The 12,847-nt window shown below is 65.4% G+C and carries 6 protein-coding genes and 3 pseudogenes; 4 read left to right on the top strand and 5 right to left on the bottom strand.

Features of this window, described 5'->3' with window-relative positions:
- The 3 pseudogenes from P3H15_RS40420 to P3H15_RS40410 all read right to left on the bottom strand — a co-directional run.
- A pseudogene (locus P3H15_RS40420) lies at nt 1–606 on the bottom strand (IS3 family transposase); the annotation flags it as partial.
- 66 nt (nt 607–672) lie between these two features.
- A pseudogene (locus P3H15_RS40415) lies at nt 673–1,080 on the bottom strand (VWA domain-containing protein); the annotation flags it as partial.
- A 133-nt stretch (nt 1,081–1,213) separates the two neighbouring features.
- Nucleotides 1,214–2,287 (bottom strand): annotated as a pseudogene (locus P3H15_RS40410) (APC family permease); the annotation flags it as partial.
- A 156-nt stretch (nt 2,288–2,443) separates the two neighbouring features.
- Between P3H15_RS40410 and P3H15_RS40405 the strand changes: the two are divergent.
- Entirely contained in the window at nt 2,444–3,955 is a 1,512-nt protein-coding gene (locus P3H15_RS40405) for a CdaR family transcriptional regulator (RefSeq protein WP_276142407.1), read from the top strand.
- On the opposite strand, the gene P3H15_RS40400 is transcribed toward P3H15_RS40405, so the two are convergent.
- Nucleotides 3,938–5,041, bottom strand: a complete 1,104-nt coding sequence (locus P3H15_RS40400; RefSeq protein ID WP_346348829.1) for a transporter substrate-binding protein — start codon at nt 5,039–5,041, stop codon at nt 3,938–3,940. The genes P3H15_RS40405 and P3H15_RS40400 overlap by 18 nt on opposite strands.
- Before the next feature lie 334 nt (nt 5,042–5,375).
- On the opposite strand from P3H15_RS40400, the gene P3H15_RS40395 reads away from it, so the two are divergent.
- The 3 genes from P3H15_RS40395 to P3H15_RS40385 all read left to right on the top strand — a co-directional run bounded on the left by P3H15_RS40395 (nt 5,376) and on the right by P3H15_RS40385 (nt 11,275).
- Nucleotides 5,376–7,427, top strand: a complete 2,052-nt coding sequence (locus P3H15_RS40395; protein WP_276142406.1) for a hydantoinase/oxoprolinase family protein — start codon at nt 5,376–5,378, stop codon at nt 7,425–7,427.
- Nucleotides 7,428–7,470: 43 nt separating this feature from the next.
- On the top strand, nt 7,471–9,483 hold the full coding sequence (locus P3H15_RS40390; RefSeq protein WP_276142405.1) for a hydantoinase B/oxoprolinase family protein: 2,013 nt from the start codon (nt 7,471–7,473) through the stop codon (nt 9,481–9,483).
- A gap of 127 nt (nt 9,484–9,610) precedes the next feature.
- Nucleotides 9,611–11,275 (top strand): cytosine permease, encoded by a 1,665-nt coding sequence (locus P3H15_RS40385; protein ID WP_276142404.1) that lies wholly within the window; start codon nt 9,611–9,613, stop codon nt 11,273–11,275.
- Nucleotides 11,276–11,601: 326 nt separating this feature from the next.
- Here the strand turns inward: P3H15_RS40385 and P3H15_RS40380 are convergent, their stop codons facing one another.
- A complete protein-coding gene (locus P3H15_RS40380; RefSeq protein WP_276142403.1) occupies nt 11,602–12,753 on the bottom strand; it encodes an alpha/beta hydrolase in 1,152 nt (383 codons plus the stop codon).
- Nucleotides 12,754–12,847: the final 94 nt, after the last annotated feature.

The raw sequence follows: 12,847 nt of genomic DNA, 5'->3' as shown, positions 1-12,847 counted from the left end.
GGTGGATCCGCATCAGCCGGGTCACCCGTTTGCGGTTGATCCTGCGCCCGCGGGAGCGGAGTTCGGCATGCACCCGCGGGGCGCCGTACGCGCTGCGGTGCTCGGCGTGGATGGCACGGATCTCGGCGACCGTGGTGGCTTCCTCGGTCTCGCGCTCAACTCGGGCCGGCTCGGTGGCCAGGTGCTTGTAGTAGCCGGAGCGGGAGGTCCCGAGCACCCGGCACAGCCGCTGCACGCCGAATTCGGCGCGATGAGCGGAGATGAAGTCCCAGCGGCGGGTCTTCACTTCACCTCCTTTGCAAAATAGGCGGCTGCCCGGCGCAGAATCTCGCGTTCGAGCTGCCATTCCTTCGCCGCACCGCGTAGCCGGGCGTTCTCTGCCCGCAGGCGCGCGAGTTCGTCCGTTTCGGTCTCACCACCGGCGGTGCGGCGGTGATCGGAGTGTGCATTGCGGGCGGTGTCCTTGCGGACCCAGGTTCGCAGCGTCTCGCCACTGATGCCCAGATCTGCGGCGACCGCCGCGTAGGTGCGTTTACCGTCGGCCGCGCGGTACAGCGCGATCGCATCCTTCCGGAATTCCTCCGGGTATAGAGACTGGCGTCCCACTTCGACATCCCTCCTGGCTCTCCTAGAACCATTGTCAGGGGTGTCCACTCCAAGGGGGCAGCCTTAGAAGGACACCAGCCCGAGGTTGATCCCCGCGGTCAGGTCGTCGGCGAAGGCCTTGGCGGCCTCCTGGGCCACCGCGATCCGGGACGGCGGCACGTCGGTGGCCTGCATCGACAGGGACACGTCGATCACCAGGACGACGATGGCCCGGTTGCGGGGCACCCTCTTGTCGGCGGTGGGCCCGGCCAGGGCGACCGCCAGCAGCAACAGTCCCACCACCATCAGGGCGACCGGGATGTGCCGTGTCGGCCCGGGACGTTTCGGGGCCACCCGTTCGAGGAGGGCGAGGTTGGTGAACCGCAGCAGGTGCCGGTGCCGCACCCGCTGCACCAGAACGTACCCGGCCGCGACCGCGACCGCGGTGACGGCGAACAACAGCCAGAACGGGGACGCGAACGCGAGCCCGCTCACCGCGCCACCCCCACGTGAGAGGGGCGCGCGACAGCCCCCCAAACTGGCGGGGTACTTCCACTATCGGCCCCCGTGGACGGGTCCGGCACCCTGCACGGTGCCGCCGCCGATCCCTCGCCGCGGGGTGTGCCACTCAGCGCGGGTGGTGCGACGCTGCCGTTCCGGGTGCGATGGTTCCGCGGCGGATGTCGCCGGAGGCGGGCCTGGCCGTCGGATACGTGATGTGTTCGGCCGAGTCCAGCAGCCAGGGCACGCTGGTGACCATCACCCCCGGGGTGTACAGCAGCCGGCCCTTGAGCCGCAGGGCGCTCTGGTTGTGCAGCAGGTGTTCCCACCAGTGCCCGACGACGTATTCGGGGATGTAGATGGTGATCACCTCGCGGGGGTTGTCCCGCCGAATATTTTTGACATAGGTGACGATCGGCCGGGTCACCTCCCGGTACGGGGACGCGAGCACCTTCAGCGACACCGGCATACCCTGCTTGTCCCACTCCTTCTGCAGGCGGGCCGTGTCGTCGCTCTGCACCGTGACGGCCTCGAGGAGCGAGGGCCGGGTGGCCCGGGCATACGCGAGGGCGCGGGCGGCCGGTTTGTGCAGCTGAGAGATCAGCACGATGGCATGCACCCGGGAGGGAAGGTCGAAGCTGTCCTCGTCGAGGACCAGGGCGGCGGCCACCCGGTCGTAGTGCCGGCGGATGGCCTTCATCATCACGAACAGGATCGGCATCGCGATCACCACCAGGTAGGCGCCCTGGGTGAACTTGGTGGCGGTCACGATGATCAGCACCAGCCCGGTGAGGGCGCAGCCGATCCCGTTGACGGTGCGCCGCAACCGGATCCGGTGCCGCTCGGCCCGGCCGGGTTCGGCGCGCAGCAGCCGGTTCCAGTGCCGCACCATCCCGGCCTGGCTGAGGGTGAAGGAGGTGAACACCCCCAAAATGTAGAGCTGGATGAGGTGGGTAACCGAGGCGTCGAAGACGACGATCAGGATGCCGGCGGCCAGGGCGAGCAGCACGATGCCGTTGCTGAACGCGAGCCGGTCGCCGCGGGTGTTGAGCTGGCGGGGTAGGTAGCGGTCGCGGGCCAGGATCGAGGCGAGCAGCGGGAACCCGTTGTAGGCGGTGTTCGCGGCCAGGATCAGGATCAGCACGGTGGCGGCCTGGATGTAGAAGAACCCGACGTTGGTGGTCCCCCCGAACACCGCGGCCGGTGACCGGCAGTGTCGCGGTTGCTATCGCCGCTGGTGGGTGACCGGTGTCGAACGACACCGTCCGCCTCGACCACGCGTGCGCCCTCCACCGGTCGAGAAAACCCCTGTATGGCGCGATAATCGGCGCACGACCCGAGTCCGGAGGGAGGCGCGTTGGCCACGGTAGGCGATCTTGTCGATCATGGGGGCCTGCGATCCCTCACGCCCGGCGCCGTGGAGAAGGTGCGGCATGATCCGGTGAATGCGCTCTACGAGCTCGACCCCGCGTCGTCGATCGATCCCCCGGAGGGCAGCCTGGTCTACCTCCCGTCGACGGTCTGGTCCTCGCTGCCGGGACCCGAATCGCTTCCCTCCGCGTTGCGATCGGCCGGAGGGATTGCGGTGGTCATCGATAATGACGACTGCAGTCTTCCGCCGGAATTCCTGACCGAGTGCGTGCGCCGATCCATCCCGGTCTTCCTGCTACCGAAGACCATGCCATTCGATCAGCTCGGTGCCGCACTCCTGCCACAACCCGTGGGTTCCCCGAGCGAGCAGAAGCGGGAATCGGGCCCCGAAGCGATTAGCGACCTGATCGACCGGTTCGCCGGAAAGAGCGGTGTCAGAGGCGCCCTGGTGATGCAGGGGTGTGTCCTCTCCGGATCGAACCCACCCGACATCGACCTTCTGACAAAAATCCTGGCGCGCAATCCGGTTCCATTGGAGCGAATCTCGAGCGCCGCCGCCGCAATACACGCGACACTTCCTAGATCCGGCCACGCTCTCATTCTGACGAATCCGAATCGCATTTCGTGGGACGTGCAAAGGGTGAGCCGGCTTGCCGAACAGATCGACGCCCAGGCTCACGCAATCGAGGTGACAAGGACGGCGCGACAGCAGTCCGAGAGCGCGTTGATCCGGGAGCTGATCGGAGCGAAGGTCGCCTCCGCGGCACTCGATCCGTGGGCGCGATCCCTGGGGCTGGAACCGGGGACCCGGATCCGGGCGGTCGCGGTCGTCGTGCCGGAGAGCGCGGCCACACCGATTGAGCAGGTTGTTGCCGCGCTGCAAGATCTCGGGCTGCGCAGCGGCGGTACCTGCGTGTGCGGTACCTACGAGGACGGCGCGTACACCCTGATCACGATCGACGGTGGGGGTGCTGCAGGCGGTGCCGCCGACGGCACCGGGTTCGATCATCACCTCGAGGTCCTGGCGAGGCTGTTCGCCCAACGACACGGCTGCACGCCCTCCATCGGCACGAGCTCCTGTGTCCTCCGAAGCAGCGACGACCTGGTGCGAGGATTGATCAGCGCTCGTCAACTGGCAGATCGTCACGCCCGCTCCTCGCGCTCCGAGGGACATTCAGTTCCGCTTCCGGCACCCCTGGCGGCGACACTGCTCGCGACCGAGCCGCGGCTGGCGAGCGTCCTCTACCAGGCGCTGCTGAAACCGGTCGTCGACTACGACGAACACAAGGGTTCCGCCTACCTCGAGACGCTGCGCACCTTCCTCGCGCTGGACGGGCACTGGGGTGCGACGGCTGCCGAGCTGGGCATCCACATCAACACGCTTCGATACCGACTCACCCGCATCGAGCGCTTGACCGGGCGCGGGATCCACGCCACCGCCGATCGTGCGGACTTCTATCTCGCTCTCGCCCTGAGGGAATCAGCTCGACGCGGATAGCGGAATGCTCCCCGCCCACCAGGGTTCGGGAAGCCTGGGTGGGAACTCCTCGATGACGTCGTAGTCGCCGTCGGCCGCCCGCCCGACGTAGGACGGATGCGCGCTGTAGTGATCGCTTCGGAAGTAGAAGGGCAATCCCTCCGGATTGGCGTCGAATCGAACACAGAGCAGGGCCTCGGAGAGATCGACCGGGTCCAGTGACCGGGACTGCTCTGCGGCGAGACGCAGTGCGTGTACGGCGTTGTACGCGCCGACCTGCGCCGCGTGTGTGCGGTGTTGTCCGCAGATGTCGATCAGCGATTGCCGGTACGCCGCGTTGACGTCCGACTCGACCCTCGAGAAGTAGGTGGCGACCATGTAGTGGCCGTCGCTGACCTCCGGTGGCATGTGCCCCAGATCGATCGCGGTGGTGGCCGTCGCCGCGATGGGAAGTGAAGCCGCCGTGAAGCCGGCACCGTGAAACTGGGTGTAGAACGCCGTCGTCGAGTCACGCCCGACAAGGTTGCAGACAATCACCGACGGACGTTGACGCCCGATGTCGTCGAGGACCTCCGCGAAGGAGGTCTCGCCGAGCGGTGCGTACCAGTCCCCGACGGTCTCGACGTCCCAATGCGCCCCGAGTCGGCGTATCGCCTCGCCGAGGACCCTGGGGTAAATGTAGTCGGATCCGACGATGTAGACCCGTCGCCCGAGCGTGCCCGCAATCCAGCCGAGATAGTCAGTGAGGTACTGGTTGGGCGCTGCGCCGCAATAGAATACGCGCGAATCGGTCTCTTCGCCCTCGAAGTACGTCGGATACATCAGCAGTGACCGATTGGCGTGGATGGCCGGCCGCATCGCAACCCTGCTGGCCGAGGTGTACCCACCGACGATGACGTCGACGGACTCGTCACGGCACAGATGGTCGATTCCGCGTGCCGTCGATGCGACTTCCGAGCGATCGTCGAACACCGCAACTGTCAGTTCCTCGCCGAGTACTCCACCGCTCGCGTTGATCTCGTGAACCGCGACCACGGCGCCGTCGAGTATGGACTTCTCCATTTCCGCCTGCGCGCCGCTGAGTGAGTACAGCATGCCGATCTTCACTCGTTCACTCCTCTCGCGGGAGGGGGCCACCTCGTGGCGGTCGAATGCCACTCTACGGGCACTCCGGACGCGCCACACGGCGGAGACGGGAAGTGCTCCGCACCCCGCGCGGAGCGTGTTGCAATCCGGTGACCATCGGTTTCGCCGGGATGTCGGATACCTGGATGTTACTCGACTCGTCCACTCGTTCCTGCAGGTAGAGGCGAGCGCGGGTAGTCGACCTGTGTCAATCTCCAGTATCGGCGGGCCTCCGATCGGTCGATGGGCCAATTGCCGGTTCCGGCGGCGAAGCGTTGTGTGACGGAGGTCAGCGACACATCCCGAGGAGGGCACCATGACCGAAGCCATCAGTAGGCCGGAGAAGATCCGCACCGCGGTCGACATCGGAGGAACCTTCACCGACGTGTTCGTTCAGCGTGAGGACGGGCAGATCATCACCGCGAAGTACCCGACCCAGGCCGACCCGATCGAGGGCGTGCTCGCCGGGATGAAGCAGGCGGGTGTGAGCTGGGAGGATGTCGAGTTCTTCTCGCACGGAACGACGATCGCGACCAATGCCCTCATCACTCGCAACTTCCCCCGGATCGCGCTCGTCACGACCGAAGGATTTCGCGACGTCATCGAAATTCGCCGAGGAGACCGCGAAACCTGGGATCCCTACCAAGAAGTCGCCGAGCCCTTCGTTCCTCGCCGGCACCGCCTGACGGTCCGCGAGCGCATCGGCTACGACGGCACGGTTCTCGAACCGCTGGACGAAGATCAGGCGCGTGACGTCGCGCGGATCCTCAAGCGCCGTGCGGTTGAGACCGTGGCCGTGTGCTTTGTCAACTCGTTCACCAACCCCGACCACGAGAACCGGATGGCGGAGATCCTGGCGCAGGAGCTGCCGGGTGTCGCGATCACGACATCGAGCGACGTCCTTCCCGAAATCTTCGAGTACGAACGATTTTCGACCACCGTCGCCAATGCTGCACTGGTACCGATCATCGGGCCATACGCGCGCACCCTGGAGGGGCGGCTCGCAGAGAACGGATACGCCAACGACGTCCTGCTTCTCCACTCCGGCGGCGGCATGATGACCCCCACCATGGCGGAGAAGTACGGTGCGCGCCTGGCAGCCTCGGGTATCGCCGCGGGCGCGATCGCCAGTCGTCACATCGCGCGAATGTGCGGATACGAGAACTCGATCGGGTTCGACATGGGCGGCACCTCCACCGACGTGTCCCTCACGGACAACGGGGTGCTGGGGACGACGAACATGTGGAGTGTCGAATTCGGCTATCCGATCTGCTTCCCGAGCATCGAGGTCCTCACCATCGGCGCCGGTGGCGGTTCGATCGCATGGCTGGACGACGCCGGCTCACTTCGCAACGGACCGCAGTCGGCAGGATCGGAGCCCGGGCCCGCCTGCTACGGCGGCGGGGGCGAGTTGGTGACCAACACCGACGCCAACCTGATCCTGGGCACCGTCGGCAAGAAGCTGGCCGGCGGAGTCAAGGAGCTCGACGAGTCGCTCGCGCGCACCGCCGTCGAGAAGGTCGCCCGACCACTCGGCCTGGACGTGGAAACGGCCGCGCAGTCGATCATCAAGGTGGCCAATGCGAACATGGCGGACGCCATTCGACTGATCTCGATCCGCAAGGGTCACGATCCGCGCGACTTCGCCCTCGTCGGATTCGGCGGGGCCGGACCGTTACATGCCGCCTACCTGGCCAAGGACCTGGGCATCCCCGCGGTGATCATCCCGCCGCACCCGGGAGTGACCTCGGCGATGGGCTGCATGCTCGTCGACATCCAGCACGACCTCACCAAGATGTATCTTGCTGATGCGGCCGAGGCCGACCTCGGCCACCTCGCAGAGTCGTTCCGCGAACTCGAGGCGCAGGGACGCGAACGCCTGGCCGCGGAGCACGTCGACGACGCGGACATGATCTTCGAGTACTACCTCGACATGCGGTACCTCGGTCAGTGGCGGGCCATCGCCGTGCCCGTGACCGTGCCGCTGGCGAACCTCGACGACGTTGTCGCCACGTTCCACGCCACCCATCTCAGGGAGCACAACTTTGCCGCCGACGACGCGGGCGTGGAGATCTACCGAATCCTGGTCCGCGCCATCGGTCTCACTCCGAGGACCGAGGTCAAGCCTGCGAAACTCATCGACCCCGCGGACTTCGTGCCGGTTCCGACCGAGGTCCGGCACGTCCTGTTCCCGGACGAGGTGGCTCGCCTCGACACTCCGGTGTTCGACCGCGCCGCCCTTCCCTCGGGGGCGGTCCTGTCCGGTCCCTGCATCGTGGACCAGCTGGATTCGACCACCGTCGTTCCGCCTCGGACAACCGCCCGGGTCGACGAATGGGGAAATCTCATCCTCGAGCACTCCGCATAAATAACGTTCGGCTGCAATCGAATTCGGAAGAGGTATTGGAATCATGGCTACATCACTGGACCCGGTGACATTCGAAGTTCTCAAGAACGCCTTCATCAACACCGTCGATCAGATGGCAGAACAGATCCTGCGGACCTGCTATTCGTTCGTCATCTACTCGCGTGACTTTTCCTCGGCGATCTGCGACCCCGAGGGCAACACCGTCATGCAGGGAACGGGTGACATCGCAGCGCACGTCGGCACCCTCCACTACACCGCCAAGGCCGTGATCCGCCAATTCGAGGGCGACATCCATCCGGGGGACGTCTTCGTCATCAACGACGTGTACGAAGGAGGTAGCCACTTCAACGACACCCGGATCATCCGGCCGATCTACTACGAGGGCGAACTGCTCGGCTACGCGCAGGCCAACGGCCATTGGGCGGACGTCGGCGGCGCGACCCCGGGCTCGTTCAACGTCAAGGCACTCGACCACATGGGCGAGGGCCTGCGAATTCCGCCGACCCGACTGTGGAGCAAGGACCAGTTCCTCGAGGACGTCGCCTACCTCATCGCCAAGAACACCCGGAACCCACGCGACATCATCGGCGACATGCAGGCGCAGGCCGAGGCCACTCGTGTCGCCGAACGCGAAATACAGCGTCTGTGCGACAAATACGGTGTCGACACGATCAAGACGGCCATGGCCGAGGTCCAGGATTACGTCGAAGATCTCACCCGCGCCAAGATCGCCGCCCTGCCCGACGGCGTGTGGTACACCGAGGACTACATCGACCAGGATCCGGCACTGGGCGAGGGCCTGATCCCGGTCACCATGAAGATGACCATCAAGGGTGACACCGTCCACTACGACCTCAGCGAGTCACATGCGTCCATCTCCTCGATGCTCAACGCCGGGTTCGGTGGTTCGTTCGCCGGAATCGTCGCCGGCACCAAGATGCAGTTCCCGGACATCCCGCTCAATTCCGGCTTCTACCGTGTCGTAACAGCAGATCTCGGCCCGCTCGGTTCGGTGGTCAACGCAGACTGGCCGTCGCCGTGTGCCGGATTCTGCTCCGGGCCGTTCGAAAAGATCATGAGCTCGGTGTTCGAGATCTGGTCCGACATCCAGCCCGAACGCGCCATGGCCTGCACCTTCAACCTCGAGTATCTGCTGGTGGGTGGGCGCGACGGGCGCGAAAACGGCAACCCCAACTTCATGTGGTACGACTGGATGATGGGAGGCTGGGGCGCCCGAAACGGTGCCGACGGCTACAACGCATCGGCCGCCGTGTTCGGAGTCCAGTACGGCACTCAACCGTTCGAAGGCCAGGAGCGACTGGCCCCGGTACTCACCTCGTGCCATGATCTGGTACCCGATTCCGGAGGCCCGGGAAAATACCGCGGCGGACTCGGTGCCGAGAAGGGCGGCCGACTGTGGGCCAGCAGCAACACCGTGATGTCCTACTGCTGTGACCGGGAGCGCTCGGTCACCTGGGGGCTGTGGGGCGGATTGCCCTCGATTCCGCACGGTGTCTGGCTCAACAAGGGAACCGACAACGAGCAATACCTGGGCTCGATCTTCGCGGCAGTACCGATCAAATCCGGAGACGAGTTCACCCGCCCTTCCGCCGGGGGCGGCGGCCTGGGCGATCCGCTGCAGCGTGCCGTCGACGCCGTGCTCGAGGACGTCATCGACGGCTACGTCACGATCGAACGCGCCGAAAAGGACTACGGAGTCGTCATCAAGGAGATCGACCCCGAGGTCTTCGAGTACGAGGTGGACGCCGGCGCCACCGGCAAGGCCCGCGAGTACATCCGGAACAACCGGCATGCCTGGATGGAGCGTGATCCACAGGAGGTATCGGCGGAGTACCGGTCCGGTCTGATCAACGAGATGGACTGCGTCCGCCAGTACGGAGTGATCCTGGACTGGGGCAGCGGCGAGGTGCTGCCCAATACCACCGATCAGTTCCGCGCGATGCTGAAGCGACGCACGATCGTCCACTGGACCGATGATCCCGGCGTCGACTACATCAAGGGGACGCTCTCGATCTCCGAGACCGCGGCAGTCTGAGCCCACGTCCGCTCCTACCTGCTCGGGTGCCTCATCGAGGTCGTGGGGCACCCGGGCGAGGTGCAACCTCCAAATTTCAGGATCCAGATGGCAACGGCGCCAGAAACCGTCATCGAAAGGAACAACCATGCCACTATCGCCGGAGTTGAGTGCGAACAACACAGTGCCCGCACTCGTCGTGTCATCACATGACGATCCCAAGGTTCTCGAACACGCTGCTGCCGAGGACTACTCACTGCACATCGTTCCCCTGTCGTGGCGCAGCGGGCGCCTGTCGGTCCCGATGGCGTGGCTCGGGCTGATGAGCGCGATGTTCTGGGTCGTGGTAGGAAGTACGGTCACGCTTGCCGTGGGTACGGTCGACACCCTGATCGGCATCGCACTGTCGGCCGTGAGCTATGGCGCGATCAACTCGGTGGCCGCCAGGTACGCCGCCAAAACGGGAACAAGCGTGTCCCTCTTCTCCCGCGCCCTGTTCGGTCGAGCCGGTTCCGCATTCGCGGCCGCGCTCTTCGGAGTCACCATCACCTACTACGTCGTCGCAGAAGGCGCCATCGTCGCCAGCGCCCTGCACGCCTACATCCCCGCCCTCCCGATCGCACTGTGCTGTCTGATCGTCGTGGTGTACCAGGCACCCCTGGCGATGCGCGGCGTGACCACATGGCTGGACAAGATCAACGGGGTGCTCCTTCCGCTCTACCTCGTCGGCCTCATAGGTTCGGTCGTCTGGACCATCGTCCGCTACGGGTACAACAACGACTGGCTCACCTACGAACCCGACGGCGCAGCCGACCTCGGTGTGCCGGGCTGGTGGTTCGCGTACACCGTGTACATGGGTGTTTGGGTCGTCACCATGATGGCGTGGGACTTCGCCCGCTTCGGTCGTCCCGAGGACGCGACGTTCAACGGGCGCGTGACCTTCGGAACGCCCTTCTACGTGATGACACTTCTCGTGAATGCGGTCGTGGGGATGTTTCTGGCGCACACCATCGCCATCGAGGGAACGCTGAGCGAGGAGTCGGCGATCCTCGGGATCGTCGCGATGATGGGGTTCTGGGGACTGTTGTGGGTCCTCGTCAGCCAGACTCGGGTCAACACCGGGAACTTCTACCTCGCCTCGACGAACCTGCAGAACTTCTTCGCGCGGGCCTTCAAACTCACTCTCCCCCGGGTGTTCTGGCTGGCGGTCGTTGCCGTGATCGTCTACGTGATGATGCTGACGAACGTCCTGACGTGGATCCTGCAGGCGCTGAGCTACCAGGGCGTGATCATCGTCAGCTGGGTGGCGATCGCCCTCACCCACATCCTTGTCTCGTCGCGAACCAAGGGACCGGACGCCGCGGCGGCGGAATTCCGGCCGGGACGCGTCCCGTCGGTGAATCCTGCGGGGGTGTTCGCCTGGGGCGTCTCATCTCTGACGGGCATCGCCATGGTCGCATTCGGGGGAACCACGGGCGCCGTCTGGGCACCGCCAGCGAGCTGCGTACTCGCGGCAGCCCTGTACGGGATCGCCCTCCGATTCTCGAAGCCCTCCTGGTTCACGCTCGATCGCCCGTTCGACCCGCGCGACGAGGTCGCCGACCCCTGGGAGTCGCGAATTCAGTGCCACCGCTGCGGTGACTCGTACATCGCCTACGAGATGGATCGGGATCCCTCGGCAGACCATCAGGCGATCTGCCTCGCCTGTGCATCGAACACCCCCAGCTTCCTGCGCGCAGCCGACGCGGAAGCTGCGGCGTACCGGTCCGGAACCATCGACCCCGGGACCCCGACAAGCGTGTCCCCGATCTGACCGCCCCGGCGACCCATGCGCTGGGCTACGTGCTCGACCATCGCGCCGGTTCCGGCACGGTGGTCGAGCACGGCACGGATCGTCCTCTCCTCCGAGCGTGCAGCTAGTCGTGCACCGCTCAAAGCCCGCGGTTCGCTTGCGCGTTCAACTTTGCTCGTTTCACCTCGCCCGAACCAGCCTCGCCGGCGGCAAAACCTACGCCGTCACAGTGGTCTCGAACGGAACACGGTTCTCGCCCCGGTACCGGTGAGCGGCCCTCCATCCTCGGAGGTCAGCTCACCGGTGTCGGCACACACTGTCGGTTCTTCCTTCTCCTTGAGGCGTGGTCAGTTCAGGTTGGTACGGAAGAAGCTGGTCAGCTTGTCGAAGGGGATGAGGTCGACGCGGTCGTAGAGATCGACGTGACCGGCACCGGGCACGGTCACCAGTTCCTTGGGCTCACCGGCGAGCCGGTAGGCCTCTTCACTGAACTCCCGGGAATGGGCCTGGTCGCCGGTGATGAACAGCATCGGGCGGGGCGAGATGGTCTCGATGTCAGTGAAGGGGTAGAAGTTCATGAACTTTGAATTGCTCGACAGCGTCGGATGCGTAGTGGTGTCCGGGCTGTTCCCGCGCGCGGTGCGGTAGAAGTCGTAGAACTCGCGCTCGATCGCCGTCGACTGATCATTGAGCTCCTCCGGGGTGCCGCTGGTGTATTCGGTTGCACCACCGGCGAACTCCACATCACGCTGTTCGGCTGCCTGGGCCAGGGCGGCTTGACGCTGCTCGGGGGTGACCGAGTGGCCCAGACCGTTACGGGTGGCGCCACCCATGTCGTACATGCTGACCGTGGCGACGGCCTTGATCCGCGGGTCGATCTTGGCGGCGCTGATCACGAAGCTGCCGCTGCCGCAGACCCCGAGCGCGCCGATCCGCTCCCTGTCGACGAACGACTGGGTGCGCAGAAAGTCCACGCCGGCGCTGAAGTCCTCGGCGTAGATGTCGGGGGCCACGGCGTTGCGGGGCTCGCCGTCGCTCTCACCCCAGAATGACAGGTCCAGAGACAGGGTGACGAAGCCCTGCTCGGCCATCTTGGTCGCGTACAGGTTGGCGCTCTGCTCCTTGACCGCGCCCATCGGATGTCCGACCACCATCGCCGGATTCGTCACATTACGGTCCATGTCCTTGGGGACGAACAAGTTACCCGAGACGTTCATCTGGTACTGGTTCTTGAAGGTCACCTTCTCCACGGTGACCCGGTCGCTGGTGTAGAAGTTGTCCGCACCATGGGAGGTGTCACCAGCGGCCAGGTTCGACGCTTGGGCCGCCGGTGTCGAGGACGCGGTGGGCTGATCGGCCGGAGCGCAGCCTGTCGCCGTAAGGACGCCGACTACGGCGGCACTGGCACCGGCCAGCTTCAACAGCCCCCGGCGTTTGAGGTTCCGCCTCGCGAAGGCAGCTGCCGTCGCCTGTCCGACGGTATCAGACTTCGTGTTCATCGTTGATACTCCAAATTTGTGCGCCGAAAGCTTTCGGCTGAAGGGGAATTGCAGGGACTATCCGACTTGGGTGGTTGGTGAGCGGTGGCGTGAT

This window comes from Rhodococcus sp. T2V (assembly GCF_029269925.1).
Lineage (GTDB): Bacteria > Actinomycetota > Actinomycetes > Mycobacteriales > Mycobacteriaceae > Rhodococcus_F > Rhodococcus_F koreensis.
The sequence above is the reverse complement of the archived record's forward strand: the minus strand, read 5'-3'. Positions and strand labels throughout refer to the sequence as shown.

Bases quoted from the DNA above. Each gene is read 5' to 3' on its own strand.
- P3H15_RS40395 (WP_276142406.1), top strand. From the start codon at position 5,376: ATGACCGAAGCCATCAGTAGGCCGGAGAAGATCCGCACCGCGGTCGAC.
- P3H15_RS40390 (WP_276142405.1), top strand. From the start codon at position 7,471: ATGGCTACATCACTGGACCCGGTGACATTCGAAGTTCTCAAGAACGCC.
- P3H15_RS40385 (WP_276142404.1), top strand. From the start codon at position 9,611: ATGCCACTATCGCCGGAGTTGAGTGCGAACAACACAGTGCCCGCACTC.
- P3H15_RS40380 (WP_276142403.1), bottom strand. From the start codon at position 12,753: ATGAACACGAAGTCTGATACCGTCGGACAGGCGACGGCAGCTGCCTTC.